Annotated in this window: 15 protein-coding genes and 1 tRNA gene; 6 read left to right on the forward strand and 10 right to left on the reverse strand. The window is 72.4% G+C overall.

The genetic code is table 11. From position 1 onward, the window contains the following. Positions 1 to 64 precede the first annotated feature (64 nt). Positions 65 to 1,207: a hypothetical protein gene (locus GCE86_RS23545; RefSeq protein ID WP_154228945.1), complete on the forward strand. Its 1,143-nt coding sequence runs from the start codon at positions 65 to 67 to the stop codon at positions 1,205 to 1,207. Positions 1,208 to 1,437: 230 nt separating this feature from the next. After that, the gene (locus GCE86_RS23550) at positions 1,438 to 1,878 is read left to right on the forward strand and encodes an HNH endonuclease (RefSeq protein ID WP_154228946.1); all 441 of its coding nucleotides are present in this window, start codon (positions 1,438 to 1,440) and stop codon (positions 1,876 to 1,878) included. A gap of 84 nt (positions 1,879 to 1,962) precedes the next feature. Here the strand turns inward: GCE86_RS23550 and GCE86_RS23555 are convergent, their stop codons facing one another. The 3 genes from GCE86_RS23555 to GCE86_RS23565 all read right to left on the reverse strand — a co-directional run bounded on the left by GCE86_RS23555 (position 1,963) and on the right by GCE86_RS23565 (position 5,873). Then, complete coding sequence (locus GCE86_RS23555; RefSeq protein ID WP_154228947.1) at positions 1,963 to 2,571, reverse strand: hypothetical protein; 609 nt, start codon at positions 2,569 to 2,571, stop codon at positions 1,963 to 1,965. Positions 2,572 to 2,631: 60 nt separating this feature from the next. Beyond that, positions 2,632 to 3,399 carry an enoyl-CoA hydratase/isomerase family protein gene (locus tag GCE86_RS23560; RefSeq protein ID WP_154228948.1) on the reverse strand — a complete coding sequence of 256 codons (768 nt, stop codon included), beginning with the start codon at positions 3,397 to 3,399 and terminating at the stop codon, positions 2,632 to 2,634. Between the two features lie 77 nt (positions 3,400 to 3,476). Further along, complete coding sequence (locus GCE86_RS23565; protein ID WP_154228949.1) at positions 3,477 to 5,873, reverse strand: M4 family metallopeptidase; 2,397 nt, start codon at positions 5,871 to 5,873, stop codon at positions 3,477 to 3,479. 170 nt (positions 5,874 to 6,043) lie between these two features. On the opposite strand from GCE86_RS23565, the gene GCE86_RS23570 reads away from it, so the two are divergent. Beyond that, positions 6,044 to 6,496, forward strand: coding sequence for a protealysin inhibitor emfourin (locus tag GCE86_RS23570; protein WP_154228950.1), 453 nt, complete (start codon positions 6,044 to 6,046; stop codon positions 6,494 to 6,496). Positions 6,497 to 6,502: 6 nt separating this feature from the next. On the opposite strand, the gene GCE86_RS23575 is transcribed toward GCE86_RS23570, so the two are convergent. The 4 genes from GCE86_RS23575 to GCE86_RS23590 form a co-directional block, all read right to left on the reverse strand. Then, positions 6,503 to 7,114, reverse strand: a complete 612-nt coding sequence (locus GCE86_RS23575) for a histidine phosphatase family protein (RefSeq protein ID WP_154228951.1) — start codon at positions 7,112 to 7,114, stop codon at positions 6,503 to 6,505. Between the two features lie 70 nt (positions 7,115 to 7,184). After that, positions 7,185 to 7,604 (reverse strand): VOC family protein, encoded by a 420-nt coding sequence (locus tag GCE86_RS23580; RefSeq protein WP_154228952.1) that lies wholly within the window; start codon positions 7,602 to 7,604, stop codon positions 7,185 to 7,187. Positions 7,605 to 7,639: 35 nt separating this feature from the next. Beyond that, positions 7,640 to 8,065 (reverse strand): helix-turn-helix domain-containing protein, encoded by a 426-nt coding sequence (locus GCE86_RS23585; RefSeq protein ID WP_208818040.1) that lies wholly within the window; start codon positions 8,063 to 8,065, stop codon positions 7,640 to 7,642. Next, positions 8,062 to 8,928 (reverse strand): sigma-70 family RNA polymerase sigma factor, encoded by an 867-nt coding sequence (locus GCE86_RS23590; RefSeq protein WP_208818041.1) that lies wholly within the window; start codon positions 8,926 to 8,928, stop codon positions 8,062 to 8,064. Before GCE86_RS23590 ends, GCE86_RS23585 begins: the two co-directional genes overlap by 4 nt. A gap of 143 nt (positions 8,929 to 9,071) precedes the next feature. On the opposite strand from GCE86_RS23590, the gene GCE86_RS23595 reads away from it, so the two are divergent. Both GCE86_RS23595 and GCE86_RS23600 read left to right on the forward strand, forming a co-directional pair. Beyond that, complete coding sequence (locus GCE86_RS23595; RefSeq protein ID WP_154228953.1) at positions 9,072 to 9,536, forward strand: carboxymuconolactone decarboxylase family protein; 465 nt, start codon at positions 9,072 to 9,074, stop codon at positions 9,534 to 9,536. A gap of 170 nt (positions 9,537 to 9,706) precedes the next feature. After that, positions 9,707 to 10,420, forward strand: coding sequence for a TMEM175 family protein (locus GCE86_RS23600; protein ID WP_204343182.1), 714 nt, complete (start codon positions 9,707 to 9,709; stop codon positions 10,418 to 10,420). Between the two features lie 545 nt (positions 10,421 to 10,965). Here GCE86_RS23600 and GCE86_RS23605 read toward each other — a convergent pair. Then, positions 10,966 to 11,042 (reverse strand) — tRNA-Thr (locus GCE86_RS23605). Positions 11,043 to 11,404: 362 nt separating this feature from the next. Between GCE86_RS23605 and GCE86_RS23610 the strand changes: the two genes are divergently transcribed. Further along, a complete protein-coding gene (locus tag GCE86_RS23610) occupies positions 11,405 to 12,496 on the forward strand; it encodes an ABC transporter ATP-binding protein (protein ID WP_091317264.1) in 1,092 nt (363 codons plus the stop codon). 58 nt (positions 12,497 to 12,554) lie between these two features. On the opposite strand, the gene rlmB is transcribed toward GCE86_RS23610, so the two are convergent. Next, the gene (gene rlmB, locus GCE86_RS23615) at positions 12,555 to 13,676 is read right to left on the reverse strand and encodes a 23S rRNA (guanosine(2251)-2'-O)-methyltransferase RlmB (protein ID WP_154228954.1); all 1,122 of its coding nucleotides are present in this window, start codon (positions 13,674 to 13,676) and stop codon (positions 12,555 to 12,557) included. Then, positions 13,676 to 15,091 (reverse strand): cysteine--tRNA ligase, encoded by a 1,416-nt coding sequence (gene cysS / locus GCE86_RS23620; protein ID WP_154228955.1) that lies wholly within the window; start codon positions 15,089 to 15,091, stop codon positions 13,676 to 13,678. The genes rlmB and cysS overlap by 1 nt, the downstream gene beginning before the upstream one ends. Positions 15,092 to 15,133 lie beyond the last annotated feature (42 nt).

Raw genomic sequence — 15,133 nt, forward strand, 5'->3', positions numbered from 1 at the left:
GGTCATAAGGCCGCAAAAGCTGCACTACGCTCGACTGACTCCGTCGGCACGGGAGGTCGGGAGGGTGAACACGGCGGTGCGGGTGCACGACGAGCGGGACGACGCCTACGGGCTGCTCCGCGACGAGCGGGCGTGCGTCGTCACCGCACTGCGACTGGGCTGGTCGATGGCGGACACCTATCACCACGCGCAGACCGCCGACCTGGCCGACGGCGCCGACCGGCCCGCCGCCGCCCCGCCGAAGCTCTCCAACGTCACCGAGATGCCGGGACGGCTCCGGCTGCGAATGAACCTGGACGGGGTGGAGGTGGCGCTCGCCCAGATCGCCGCACTCACCGCGCCGGGCCGGACGCTCCCGTCCACCGCCACCGCCCGGGCCGCCGCCGGGGCGGATCGCGAACCGCTGCTGCTCGCCCTCGACGAGCTGAACGTGGACGTGCTGCGCTGGACGATGGCCACCAACCACCGGATCGGGCTGGCGTACCGGCTCGGCCGGTCGCTCGCCGACACGGCCCGGCGCGGCGACGCCGACCAGGTGGCCGGGCGGTTCGGCGGGCGGCAGATCCAGCTCAGCCGGTGGCTCGACGAGCTGGCCACCGTGCTGCCCCCGTACTCGGCGGCGGTGGTCCGCCACTCCCTGGCCGCCTGGGCGGCGGCGGTCACCCGGGCCGCGGTCGGCGACCCGGGCGAGGCCGGGCTGACGGAGCTGGCCCGTGAGCTGCCCAACCAGGGCGAGCTGTGGCGGGGCGTGCTCACCGGCGGCCTGCATCCGCGCGACCTGCTGGACGAGGAGAACTGGGCGGTGGTGGCCCGGAACGTGATCATCAGGGACCGGAAGCTGGTGGTGCAGGCGGCCCGGGGGATCTTCTGGCCGGTGCTCGTACCCCTGCTGGTGGTGCTGGTGGCGGTCGTCGGGGTGAGCGCCGCCGCGGCGGCCGGTTCCCCGACCACCCGGGCGGCCGTGGCCCTGGTCGGCCTGGGCGCCGGGCTGACCGCCATCTGGCGGTCGGTGTCCACGCCGGCCCTGTCGGTGGCCGCCGAGGTGAACCGGCCGCTGCTGGAGAGCGAGCTGGTGGTGCAGATGGGTGCCCGGATCGGCCGGCCGCTCAGCGCGGCGCGGGCGGCCGGCCGGACCGCCCGGCCACGGCCCCCGTCCGACGGCGGATCGAAATACGTTGCTCACGTTTCCGGCGTGGATCTACCGTGAGCGCGCAAGGTCAACCACCGCTCCGGGAGCCGTCGATGTCGCTGCGCCACGCCACCACGATGCCGTCGTGGCTGCTCAGCGACGGTTGCCGAGCCGAAGGTCCCCGTGCCGGGTGGCCCGACTGAACGCGCCCGCGCGTCCACGTCGCCGCCGCCCGTCCACACCGGACCGGGCGGCTTTTTGCTGCCGTACCACCGATGCCGTAACCACGATCGTGAAGGGAGAGCCCGGTGGACGCCGTCCTCGTCATCAACGCCGACCTCGGCCCGCTGCACCGGGTCACCGTCCAGCACGCGATCCGGATGCTCTGCCGGCGGGTCGCCGAGATCCACGAGGCCGAGCCGGACCAGGTCATCGGGGTCTTCCCCATGCCGCGGGTGGTCCGCCTCGTCCGGTACGTGGTGACCCGCTGGCGGTTCAACGCCGGCCCGGCCTGGTCCCGGGGCGGGGTGCTGCGCCGCGACGGCCGGCGGTGCGCGTACTGCGACGGCCCGGCCAGCACGATCGACCACATCCTGCCCCGCTCGCGCGGTGGCCGGAACACCTGGGGGAACACCACCGCCGCCTGCTACGGGTGCAACCAGCGCAAGGGCGACCGGACCCCGGCCGAGGCGGGCATGCCGCTGCGGCGGGAGCCGGTGACGCCGAGCTGGGCCGTGCTGGCGCGGTGACGGACGGCCGGCGGGCACAGGGGGTCGCGTCGGAGGTACGCCTCCGGCGCGGCGCCCGCCGGCCCCACCGCCAGCTCCCACTCGTCAGCGGGAGCCGGTTGGCGTGGTGACTGCCGGATCGGCGGGATGCGTCCGCAGGAACGCCTCGGCGCGACGCGCGTCGCGGAGGAGCTGCCAGCAGCTGAGACCGAACATCATCACCGTGATGCCGAGCACGACCAGCCAGGCCGGGGCGAAGCTGAGCAGCGCCTGGCCGAGGTTCATCGTCGTCAGGCCACCCAGCAGCAGGACGTACCGTCGTTGGCGAACCATCTGCGCGGCCGTCGTCCGCAGCCACGGCAGGTCGTCCGGGGAGCCCACCACCCCACGGCGGACCGCCTGTGCAAGCGCACGGCGACGGCCCCAGCTCAGCGTCCAGAGCCGGGACTCCCGATCGGCCCGGTAGCCGCCGCTCCGGACCATCCACACCACCGCGGCCACCTCGGCCACCAGACCCGACACGGCCAGGACCACGCCGGTGTTCTCCACCCAACCCGGCGGGTCGCCACGTTCCAGCCAGCGCGCCCGGAAGCCGCCTGCCAGCAGCCCCACCAGCAGCGACACCAGTGCGAAGACCACCACCGTCCCGACGAGCAGCAGCCGGAACCGTCGACGCCCCCGGCGAATCTCCCGGCGCTCCCGCGCACCGTCCATGATGGCCCCCCGATCGACGGGTCGGGACGTACCCGCCGAGGGGTGCCGATCAAACGACCGTCAGCCGGCGGCCGGCGGGGTCCAGCCGAAGTGCGGCGGCCGGCGTTCCGTCACCGCCGCGATCCCCTCGCGGGCCTCGCCGCTCTCCCGGACCTGCGCGTGCCACCAGGCGATCCGGTCGGCGTCGGCGCGCCCGTCGACGATCTCCTTGGCCGCCGCCACGGTGAGCCGCGAACGCTCGGCGATGGCGCCGGTCAGCGCCGCCACCCGGGCCGCGAGCCCGTCAGCCGGCAGCACCTCGTCGACCAGCCCGATCCGCAGCGCCCGCTCGGCGTCGACCAGCTCGCTCGTGAACAGCAGGTGCTTGGCCGCGGACGGCCCGACCAGCCGGGCCAGCCGCCGGGTGGTCGGCGCCGGATAGACCAGCCCCAGCCGCGCCGGGGGTACGCCGAACCGGGCGTCCGCCGCGGCGATGCGCAGGTCGCAGGCGACGGCGAGCTGGCAGCCGCCGCCGACGCAGGCGCCCTCGATCGCGGCCACGGTGGGCCGGCCGAACGCGGCCAGCCGCTCCTCGGCGGCCACGGCGATGCTGCCGTCCCCGGCCTCCAGCAGCTCGTCCAGGTCGCCCAGGTCGGCGCCGGCGCAGAAGGTGCCGCCGCCTCCGGTGAGCACGAGAACACGCACCGCCGGGTCGGCCTCCAGGCCGTCGAGCAGCACCGGGAGTTGCCGCCACATGGCCGGCGTCATGGCGTTGCGGCGGGCCGGGTTCCGGATGACGACGGTCGCCACCGGGCCGTCGACCGTGACGGTCAGTTCCGCGTCGGACATGGCTCCGACCGTAACGGGCGGGGCCCGGTGACCACCCGCGTGGGGTGGCCGCCGGGCCCCGGGATCGGGCGGTCAGGTCAGGAGACGTTGACCGCGGTGTCGTCGATGACGAATGAGGTCTGCAGCGAGGAGTCCTCGGTGCCGGTGAACTTCAGGGTGACGGTCTGGCCGGCGTACGCGGCCAGGGAGAAGGACTTCTGGCTGTAGCCGCTGGCCTTGTTCAGGTTCGACCAGGTGCCCAGGGTGGCCAGCACGCTGCCGGAGGAGTTGAGCACCTGCGCGGTCAGCTTGTCGTACTGGACGCTGCTGGTGGTCTCGGCCGAGTCGATGTGCAGCCAGAACGTGAAGGTGTAGGAGGTGCAGCCGGCCGGCAGGCTCACCGACTGCGACAGCGTGTCGGTGTGGGTGCTGCCGTAGCCGTCGAGCCACGCGTTCCACGTGCCGCTACGTGGCGGCTGGCCGGAGGAGCCGTACTGCCCGATCACACCCGAACTCGACGACCACACCGTGTTGCCCGACTCGAAGCCCGGGTTGCCCAGCTTCTGGCCGGCGCCCGTGCAGCCACCGCCGGTGCCGTTCACGGTCAGCGTGTAGGTTGCCGAGTGGCTCACCGAGCCGGCGCCCGTGACGGTCACCGAGTAGGTGCCGGACGGGGTGCTCGCCGACGTGGTGATGGTGAGCGTGGACGAGCCGCCCGAGGTCACCGAGGACGGGCTGAACGACGCGGTGGCGCCGCCCGGCAGGCCCGAGGCGGAGAACGTCACGGTCTGCGCGGTCCCGCTGGTGGTGGCGGTGGCGACGGTGGTGGAGACGGAACCGCCCGCCGTCACCGAGCCGGAGGTCGGGGAGAGCGAGACGGAGAAGTCGTTGCCGGTGGAGCCGCAGGGCGCGTCGTTGCCGGCCACGTTCACCGCGGTCCACGCCGCCTGGACGGTCTTGTACTCGGTGGAGCAGTTGCCGTACAGGTCGGTCGCCGCCTTGAGGGTGTAGGCCCGGGCGGTGTTGGACGGGGTGGTGGTGTTGACGTACGAGGTGTTCGAGGTGAAGTACACGTCGAGCGCCCGGTACCAGATCTTCTCGGCCTTGGCGCGACCGATGCCGGTCACGGCCGGCGCCGAGCCGCAGACCGGCGACGTGCCGTACGCGGTGGAGCCGGTGCCCTCGGCCAGGTTGAAGTAGAAGTGGTTGGCCACGCCGGACGAGTAGTGCACGTCCTTGTTCTTCGTGCTGGTGCTCCAGCAGGAGTCGGACGAGCCGTCCAGCGACGGGTTGTACATGTAGCGCAGCGGCGTACCGTTGCCGTTGATGTTGATCTTCTCGCCGACCTGGTAGTCACCCGGGTCGCTCGGCGCCGCGGCGTAGAACTCCACCATGTTGCCGAAGATGTCGCTGGTGGCCTCGTTGAGGCCGCCCGGCTCACCGGAGTAGACGAGGCCGGAGAGCGCCTCGGTGACGCCGTGGCTCATCTCGTGGCCGGCGACGTCCAGCGAGACCAGCGGGCGGGAGTTGCCCGAGCCGTCGCCGTAGGTCATCTGGGACCCGTCCCAGAAGGCGTTGACGTAGTTGCTGCCGTAGTGCACGCGGCTCGGCACGCCCGAGCCGTTGCCGAAGATGCCGTTGCGGCCGTGGACGTTCTTGAAGTAGTCGAACGTCTTCGCGGCCCCGAAGTGCGCGTCGACGCCGGCCGACTGCCGGTTCGAGTTGGTGCCGCTGCCCCAGTTGTTGTCGGGGTCGGTGAAGGTGGTGCAGGTGCCTCCGGTGGTGTTGTTCATGTCGCAGGTCCGGCCGTTGCCGTGCGACGGGTCCACCATCTGGTAGGTGCTGCCGGAGAGCGTCGTGTCGATGCTGACCGTGCCGGTGTAGATGCCCTGGCCGCTGCCGACCACCGTCACGATCTCGTCGTAGGAGCCGATCACCGCGCCCGTGGTCGCGTCCGTGAGGACGTGCAGCTTCGAGGGCGTCTGCTTGTCCGCCTGCCAGCCGGTGGCGACCGTCTCCCAGGCCAGCCGCCCGCGGCCCGAGCTCGCGTCGACGAAGAGCTCCGGGGCACCCACCGAGGTGAGCGAGCCGGAGAACGCCTTGCGCGCGCTGGCCCTGGCCGCGGCCGCGCTCACCTTGGCGGTGGTGCCCAGCGTGAGCGGTGCGGCGAGGCCGACCGAGGTGCCGGCCAGCGTGCCGTTCGGGGCGGTGTGGATGACGAAGTCACCGCCGTAGACGCGCAGGCCGTGGTAGGTCCGGGTGTAACGGGTGTGGGTGGCCCCGGAGGAGTCCACGCGGGTGCGGACGGCCTGGTACGTCTCCCCGCTGGCGCCCTGGACGGCACCGGGGTTGGCGCGGAGCAGGCTCTCCGCCCGGGTTGCGGCGGACTCGGGGGACGGGGCGCTCGGGGTTGCCGCGTGCGCCGTGGTGGTGACGCAGGCCAGCACGCCGCTGGTGAGCAGCGCTGCGCTGACGGCGGCGAGGGTTCTTTTCACGGGCCCTCCTGGAGGGGGAAGTTGTGACGGGGGTAGTCACTGATGTAGATATAGCGATACATCGAAGAACGTGAAAGGGTGCGAGCGCTTTCCTGCCGGAGACACTGTCCGTTCGGACGATGCGACGGAGCGTGTCGGAACCGGGCGGCCCCGCCGTGCGTCCGATCGGCATGAGAGCCACCCCCGTCGCGGCGACCCTCCTCGCCGCGCTTCTCGCCCCGCTCGCCGGCTGCGCCCGGGACGACGGCGCGGCCGCGACCGACGGCCCGGCGCCCACCACCGCCGTGCCGGTGGTGCTGACGAAGTCCGGCGGCATCGTCGGGCTCCAGGACACCGTCACGGTGCAGCCCGACGGCCGGTGGACCCGCGTCGACCGCGCCGGCGCCTCCCGCACCGGCCGGCTCAGCGACGCCGACCTCGATCGGCTGCGGCACCTCGCCACCGACTCGCGGCTGGCCGCCGAGGCCGCCGTCACCATCCCGGCGACCATGTGCGCGGACGCGTTCAGCTACCGGCTCACCGTCGGCCCGACCATGTCGAGCTACGTGGACTGCCCGCCGGACGCCACCCCGCCGCCCGCCACGTCGGCCGTGGTCGACCTGCTCACGCGCGCCACGGGCTGACCGGGCTCAGATGAGGTAGTGCTCCGGGAGGCCCGTGGCGCGGAGTTCCGGGGGAAGGTGGGCGACGTCGTTGTGGGCGATCAACGCCGGCGGGAGGCCCGGGGCGTAGCGGATGACGGTCAGGCCGGCGTTCTGGTGGTTCAGACCGATCCAGCGCCGTTCCGGGGCCTCCAGGGCGTGGCGGACCAGCCACCCGACCAGGAAGTTGTGCGTGACGATCAGCTCGCGTACGTCGCCCTCGTCGGGCGGGGTCGCGAAGCGGGCCACCGCCTCCGCCGTCACGCGCGGTCCGTCGACCCGCTCGCGCTCGGTGAACGCGGCGAGGAATTCCGCGTACCGGTCGGGCAGGCCGGCCGGATCGGTGTCGTGCGGCAGGTGGTCCCCGGCCCGGTCGTCGGCGTACACGGGAACACCCGGCAGTGCGGCGGCGACCAGCGCGGCCGTCTCGGCGGCGCGGCGTGCCGGCCCGTGGTGGACGGCGGCGAAGTCGGCGCCGCGCAGACGCTCGCCCAGCAGCGTCGCCTGCCGGCGCCCGCGCGCCGACAGGCCGGTGTCCGCCTCCTCTTCCGGCCGGTCCTGTTCGGCGTGGCGGACCAGGTAGAGCAGGCGGCTGGGCATCCGGGGCACCTCCGGGGTCGGGGCGAGAGGCGAGACTAACCGCTCGCTCCCGACCCCGTGGGCCCGCTCGTCAGGCGCGGGGGTTCATCTGACCGATGCGGATCCGGTTGCCGAAGGGGTCGCGGATCCCGAAGTCGATCCCGTACGGCCGCTCGGTCGGCTCGTCGGTGACGTCCACGCCCTTGGCCACCAGGTCCTCGAAGGCCTTGCGCGCGTCGTCCGTGGTGAGGCAGAGCCAGCCGCTCATGGCGCCCTTGGTCAGCAGCTCCCGGACCCGCTCGGCGGTGGCCGGGTCGAGGGCCGGCGGCCCGGGCTTCTCCAGCAGGATCTCGTGCTCCGGGTCGCCCGGCACGTTGACCGTGAGCCACCGCATGAAGCCGAGGTCCTGGTCGGTGTTCACCTCGAGGCCGAGCTTGCCGACGTAGAAGTCGAGCGCCTCGTCCTGGTCGAGGACGTAGATCTGGGAGCGGGAAATCGAGGTCATCGTCATGGCTGAAACGCTAGAGGAGGACGCTGACCTGCTGCTTATCCAAAAGTGACGGGTTCACCCGCCGTCGTGCTCGGCCGCATCCACGCCTTGGTGAAACAACTCGGCACGTTCGCCGCCACCGCCGCCTTGCGACGCCGGTAGGCCGACGGTGACTCGCCGACGATGTCGCGGAAGGTCCGGCTGAACGTGCCGAGGCTGCCGAAGCCGACCAGGTGGCAGATCTCGGTGACCGGCTGGTCGGTCTGCACCAGCAGGTACATGGCCCGCTCGACGCGCCGCCGTTGCAGGTAGCGGTGCGGCGTCTCGCCGAAGGTGGCCCGGAAGGTGCGGATGAAGTGCGCCGCCGAGACGTGCGCGATGCGGGCCAGCGCCGGCACGTCGAGCGGCTCCGCGTACGCCCGGTCCATGGCGTCCCGGGCGCGCAGCATCGCCCGGTTCGACTCCTCGACGGCCCGGCTCACCCCACCACCAGCTCGAGCGCGCGGAGCTGCTCGGGATCGGCCACCGTCTCGATGCCGATGATCCGGTCGGTGACCGTGAAGCTGAGCGCGATGCGGACCCGGCCGTCCACGACCACCACGGCGCCGGGCAGCCCGTCCACGAACGCGGGGACGGCGGCCTGGGCCCGGCCGTTGAAGAAGTCGGCCACCACCGAGGAGCCACGCGCCTCCGCGGTGCCACCCATCCGCACGGCCGCGGCGTCCGCACGCAGCACCACGCACGGGTCGAGGAGGCTGACCAGGTCGTCGAAGCGCCCTTCCCGGGACGCGGCGAGGAACGCCTCCACCACCCGACGCTGGCGGGCGGGGTCGGTGACCGGGTCGGCCGACCGGGTCTGCACCCGGCGGCGGGCCCGGCTGGCGATCTGCCGCACCGCCGGGGTGCTGCGCTCCACCACCGGCGCGATCTCCTCGAAGGAGACGGCGAACATGTCGTGCAGCACGAACACCAGCCGCTCGGTGGGGCCGAGGGTGGTCAGCACCACCTCCAGCGCCCGGCCGACCGACTCGGCGAGCAGCGCCTCCTGCTCCGGGTCGCGGCCGCCGACCGCCTCGCCCGCCGGCTCGTCGCCCGCCTCGCCGGTGACCTCCTCGCGCCGCGCACTGGCCGAGCGCAGCCGGTCCAGGCAGACCCGGCCCACCGCGGTGGTCAACCACCCGGGCAGATTGTCGATGGCGCCGACGTCGGCTCGGCTCAGGCGGAGCCAGGTGTCCTGCACGGCGTCCTCGGCCTCGGCGGCGGACCCGAGCATCCGGTGGGCCACCGCCCGCAGGCGGGGGCGCTGTTCCTCGAAGCTGCGGACCAACAGGTCGGTGTCGCTCACGGCCTCGCCATCCCCACGACCTCCGGGTGACCACCGTCACATCTGTCACGCCGCCGGTCCGGCCCTCGACAACCGGGTGACGGACGACGACAGCGGCCGCGCGGCGAACGCCGGCCAGCCTAACAGGACAGGACGGACCCAAGATGTCTCTCGAGGCTCGCATCCAGAACCCGGCGGCTCTCCTCCCCGACGCCGTGAAGGCGGTCAACTTCCTCTACAAGGCGGCGCACTCGGCAGGCGTGCCCGCGACCACCCTGGAACTGGTCCACCTGCGGGCCAGCCAGATCAACGGCTGCAGCGCCTGCGTCGACTCGGGCGCGCGGAACGCCCGCAAGAACGGTGAGACCGAGGAGCGGCTCTTCGCGGTGGCCGTCTGGCGGGAGACGCCGTACTTCACCGACGCCGAGCGGGCCGCCCTCGCTCTGGCCGAGCACGCGACCCGGCTCGCCGACCGGAGTGACGCCGTGCCGGACGCGGTGTGGGACGAGGCGGCCCGGCACTTCGGCGAGAAGGAACTGGCGGCGCTCGTGCTCTGGATCGCCACCACCAACTTCTTCAACCGGATCAACGCCACGACGCGGCAGCCGGCCCCGCAGAACTGGGGCTGACCCGACGACCCGCGCGGGGCGGAGGTGTACGCACCGCCGCCCCGCGCGGACACGGCCCCGCCGCCTGCCACTCGACGGCTCCCCCGAGGCCGGCTGAGCGCTGCCGCCGGATCGGCGTCCGCGCCGGACGGCGGGGTTTGTCGCCTATGACGGCGGGGAAGCCGGAACGCATGCCCTCGTTCCGCGCACCCGGCAACAACTCCGACGCTGGTGACCGGGAGGAGCGACGCAGCACTCCGGTCGGTGCGGAGCGAGACCCCAAGCGGGTCGTCGCCTTCAGTGACGCGGTCATCGCCATCGCCGTCACGCTGCTCGTCCTGGAGATCCGCCCGCCCGAGGACACCCGGCACCTCTGGCAGGGCCTCCGGGAACTGTGGCCCTCCTACGCGGCGTACTTCCTGACCTTCCTGCTCATCGGCCAGATGTGGGTGAACCACCACGTCATGTTCGACCACATCCGCTCCGCGGATCGGCTGGTCCTGCTCTTCAACACCCTCCTGCTGATGCAGATCGCCTTCCTGCCGTTCGCGTCCGCCGTGCTGGCCGGCGCCTTCGAGTCCGGCCACGGACAGCGGACCGCCGTCCTCTTCTACGGGATCGCCTACGAGGTGGCGGCGATCCTGTTCAACGTCATCTGGGAGTACGCGCGGCGCGGCCGCCGCCTCGTGGATCCGGACACCGACGCGGCTAGCGCGGCGGCGATCAGCAGGCGCTTCCGGCCGGCACCCGTGTGGATCGCCGTCGGGACCCTCCTGGGCGCATGGCACCCCGTTCTCGGCGTGGCGGTGCTCGCCGCGTTCGTTCCGTTCTACTGGTGGCCGATCAAGGGCGAGATCGCCAGCATCAGACGCGCGCGCGAGCACGCCGGCGGCGAACCCGCCTGAGGTGGCTGAGCCGATCTAGTCTCCCCTCATGTGACCGGCAACCCCGCGTACCGGCACCATCTCGTCCACGAGGATCCGCCAGGATCGGTCGCTCGCCATCAGGGATGGCCGGGCGGATGCTCCGGGGACTTCGGCTCGTCCGGTGGTGGCGATGGTGGTTGCCTCCAGCCGGACCCGTAAACCACAACCCAGTACACGACGAACGCCCCGAGGATGACGGCCAGAAAGACGCATGCGAGTCCCCCGGTTATGCCCATATCGTCAAATTATCGTGCTGGCACAGCGGGCGACTCGGTTTCGAGACCTGCTCGGTCAGGCGGGCGCCACCCGGCCGGTCGCACCTTTGTTCGATCAGGTTGTTGCCGGTGACGGCGGATTCACCAGCCCGACCGGTCGCGCCCGACAGCGCTCAACGGCAGGCGTCTGCCCGCACGTGCACCCCGCACCACGGCGGCAGGTCGGCTGCCCACACCCGCCAGCCGCCGGCGTCTCGCTGTCATCGGGCCGTCTCGCGACGGCCACCGCCGCGAAATGCCCGATGGAATTGGAGCCCCCGGCCGGGATCGAACCGGCGACATCTCGCTTACAAGGCGAGTGCTCTGGCCAGCTGAGCTACAGGGGCGCGTGCCGGGGTCAGCATAACGACTGACGGCCGGAAATCCCGCTCAGCAGGCCTCCCGAGCACGGAAAACGTCAATTTCCCGACCACCGTCCCGACGGATCGACGGTCGTGCGGGCCTTCGGCCGAGGGGATTGATGCCCTGCCGTGTCCGCCTGACCGATATGCGTATGCACTCCGTCCCACCGGCCGTTCCTTGTCTTGGCAGGCTCGCGAAACACGTTTACGGTGCAGTGACACGGACGACACTCCGGCTGGCTTCGGCTGCCCGGTCGACCGTCCGTTGGCCGGCACCTCGGGTGCCGGTCGCTCCTTCCACTCGGATCGTCCGGCACGTTCCTGCCGGTGAAAGGAAGCGCTTCACCATGGCTACGGTCACCTACGCGAAGGCGTCCCGGATCTACCCGGGCACCGAACGCCCCGCGGTCAACCAGCTCGACCTCCAGATCGGCGACGGGGAGTTCCTCGTCCTGGTCGGCCCGTCGGGTTGCGGCAAGTCCACCAGCCTCCGGATGCTCGCCGGCCTGGAGGACGTCGACGACGGCGCGATCTACATCGACGACCGGGACGTCACCCACCTCCCGCCGAAGGCCCGCGACATCGCGATGGTCTTCCAGAACTACGCCCTCTACCCGCACATGACGGTGTACGAGAACATGGCGTTCGCCCTCAAGCTGCGCAAGACCTCGAAGTCGGAGATCGACCGGCGGGTCAAGGAGGCGGCCGGGCTGCTCCAGCTGGAGGAGTTCCTCAGCCGCAAGCCGAAGGCGCTCTCCGGTGGCCAGCGCCAGCGTGTCGCCATGGGCCGCGCGATCGTCCGCGAGCCGCAGGTCTTCCTCATGGACGAGCCGCTGTCGAACCTCGACGCCAAGCTCCGGGTGCAGACCCGCACGCAGATCGCGTCGCTCCAGGCCAAGCTGGGCGTCACCACGGTCTACGTCACCCACGACCAGGTCGAGGCCATGACCATGGGTCACCGGGTCGCGGTCATGCTCGACGGCGTCCTCCAGCAGGTGGACACCCCGCGGGCGCTCTACGACACCCCGGCCAACGTCTTCGTCGCGGGCTTCATGGGCTCCCCGGCCATGAACATCAAGACCGTGCCGCTGACCGAGAACGGCGCCGCGTTCGCCGAGCTGAACGTGCCGCTGACCCGCGAGCAGGTCGAGGCGGCCCGCGCCGAGGGCGGCGACGGCAAGGTGACCGTCGGCTTCCGTCCGGAGGACTGCGACCTGGTCAGCCCGACCGAGGGCGGCATGCCGGTCGTGGTCGAGCTGGTCGAGGACCTGGGCTCCGACGCCAACGTCTACGGCCACGCCGCGCTCGAGGGCCACAACGAGCGGTTCGTGGTCCGCACCGACCGGCGCTCCATGCCGAACATGGGCGACACCGTGTTCGTCAAGCCGCGCACCGGCCGCAGCCACGTCTTCCACGCCGCCACCGGCAACCGGATCTGACGTACGCAGAGAAAGGGGCGGCCCGCCACGGCGGACCGCCCCTTTCGCGTTGTCGTCGTTACGCCTCGACCGAACGGCGGCGGGCGACCTCGGCGAGGGTGACCGCCGCGGCGACGCTGGCGTTGAGCGACTCGACGTCGGAGACCATCGGGATGCTCACGGTCAGGTCGCAGGTCTCCCCCACCAGCCGGGACAGGCCGCGCCCCTCCGAGCCGACCACCACGACCAGCGGGCCGACCGCGGCCTCCAGGTCGTAGAGGTCGGTCTGCCCGTCGGCGTCCAGGCCGACCACGATGAAGCCGGCGTCCTTGCACGCCTTGAGCGACCGGGTCAGGTTGGTGACCTGGGCGACCGGCACCCGCGCGGCCGCGCCGGCGCTGGTCCGCCAGGCGGTCGCGGTGATCCCGGCGGCCCGCCGCTCGGGTACGAAGACACCCTGCGCGCCGAACGCGGCGGCCGACCGGATGACCGCGCCGAGGTTGCGCGGGTCGGTGACCCCGTCGAGCGCGACCAGCAGCGGGGCGGCCTGCTCCAGCGAGGCCGCCATCAGGTCCTCGAACGGCTCGTACGCGAACGGCGGCACCTGGAGGCCGACGCCCTGGTGCAGCACGCCGCCGGTCATCCGGTCCAGCTCGGCCCGGCTGATCTCCAGGATCGCGATGCCCCGGTCGGCGGCGGTGCGAACGATCTCGTTGACCCGGTCGTCGATGTCGATGCCCTGGGCCGTGTAGAGAGCGGTCGCCGGCACCTGGGCGCGCAGCGACTCCAGCACCGGGTTCCGCCCGACCAGCAGCTCCGGGCTGTCCTTGGCGGGGTTCGCCTTGCGGCCGGGTGCGACCCGCGGCCCGGACCGGCCGGCGGGCTTGCCGCCGCGGCCCTTCGCCGCGGCGGGGACGCCCCGCCCCCCGCCCTTGCCCCAGGTGGTGTCCTTGCTGCCCGGCTGTCCGATCTTGGGGGCGCGCCCCTCCTCGGCGGCCGCGCGGCGCTCCTTCTCCTGCTTCCAGGCGGTGCGCTGCGGCAGCTTCTCGGTGCCCGAGTAGGCCTTGTGCCAGGGCCGCTCGTCGGCGGGCAGGGTGCGGCCCCGCCCGGCGAGGGAGTCCTTGTTCTTGCCCCCGGAGCCCTTGGGGGCGCCCGCCTTCGGCGTCAGTCGCCGGCCACGGCGCTGCGAGTTGCCGGCCATCAGTCCTGCTCTCCAATAGTCCAACGCGGGCCCTGGGGGGTGTCCTCGACGACCACGCCGGCCTGCTTGAGCTGGTCGCGTACGGCGTCGGCGGCGGCCCAGTCCTTGCGGGTGCGGGCCTGGGCGCGCTGCTCCAGGGCGAGCGCGATCAGGGAGTCCACCACGCCGCGCAGGTCGTCCGCGCGGCCGCCGCCGGTCCAGGCCGGATCCAGGGGGTCGACACCGAGGATATCCAGCATCGCCCGGGCGGCGGCGAGCGTCGTGCGGACGGTCACATCGTCGGCGGCGGTCAGCGCCGTGTTGCCGTCGCGGACCACTTCGTGCAGCACGGCCAGGGCGGCCGAGGTGTTGAGGTCGTCGTCCATCGCCGCCACGTAGCCGCCCGGCAGGTCGCCGAGGTGCCCGGCGCCGACCCGCTCGGCGGCCCGCTGCACGAAGCCCTCGATCCGCCGGTACGCGACCGCGGCCTCGCGCAGGGCGTCCTCCGAGTAGTCGATGCGGGACCGGTAGTGGGCGGCGGCGTAGTAGTAGCGCAGCTCCACCGGGCGCACCCCGAGGGACGCCACGTAGTCGAGGTCGAGGGTGTTCCCGAGCGACTTGCCCATCTTGGTGCCGCCGATGCCGAGCAGGCCGTGATGCACCCAGTAGCGGGCGAAGGGCAGATCGGCGGCCTGGGACTGGGCGATCTCGTTCTCGTGGTGCGGGAAGGTGAGATCGAGCCCGCCGCCGTGGATGTCGAACTCCGGCCCCAGGTAGCGCCAGCACATCGCCGAGCACTCGATGTGCCAGCCGGGCCGCCCCCGGCCCCACGGTGACGGCCAGTAGGCGTCGGCCGGCTCCTCCGGCTTGGCGCCCTTCCACAGCGCGAAGTCGCGCGGGTCGCGCTTGCCCCGCTCGGGGGCGTCCCCGGCGGACTGCATGTCGTCCGGTGACTGGCCGGACAGCGAGCCGTAGGCCGGCCAGGAGGCCACGTCGAAGTAGACGTCGCCGGAGCCGTCGGTGGCCGGGTAGGCGTGCCCGGTCTCGATCAGCCGGGTGATCAGCTCGTGCATCTCCGGGATGTGCCCGGTGGCCCGCGGCTCGTACGTCGGGGGCAGCACGTTGAGGGCCCGGTAGGAGGCCGCCAGGATCTGCTCGTTGTCGTACGCGATCGACCAGAACGGCCGCCCCTGCTCCGTCGCCTTGACCAGGATCTTGTCGTCGATGTCGGTCAGGTTACGGATGAAGGTGACCTCGAAACCGGAGGCGGTGAGCCACCGGCGCAGCACGTCGTAGTTGACACCGGAACGAAGGTGACCGATGTGCGGCGGAGCCTGGAGGGTGAGACCACACAGGTAGACCCCCACCTTGCCGGCTTCCCGCGGGACGAAGTCCCGCACCGAACGGGTGGCGGTGTCATACAGGCGTAGCGTCACCGTACAAGGGTAGCCGTCCGTGCATATCGAAGGAGCCCGGAG

It is taken from the genome of Micromonospora terminaliae (assembly GCF_009671205.1).
Classification (GTDB): Bacteria; Actinomycetota; Actinomycetes; order Mycobacteriales; family Micromonosporaceae; genus Micromonospora; species Micromonospora terminaliae.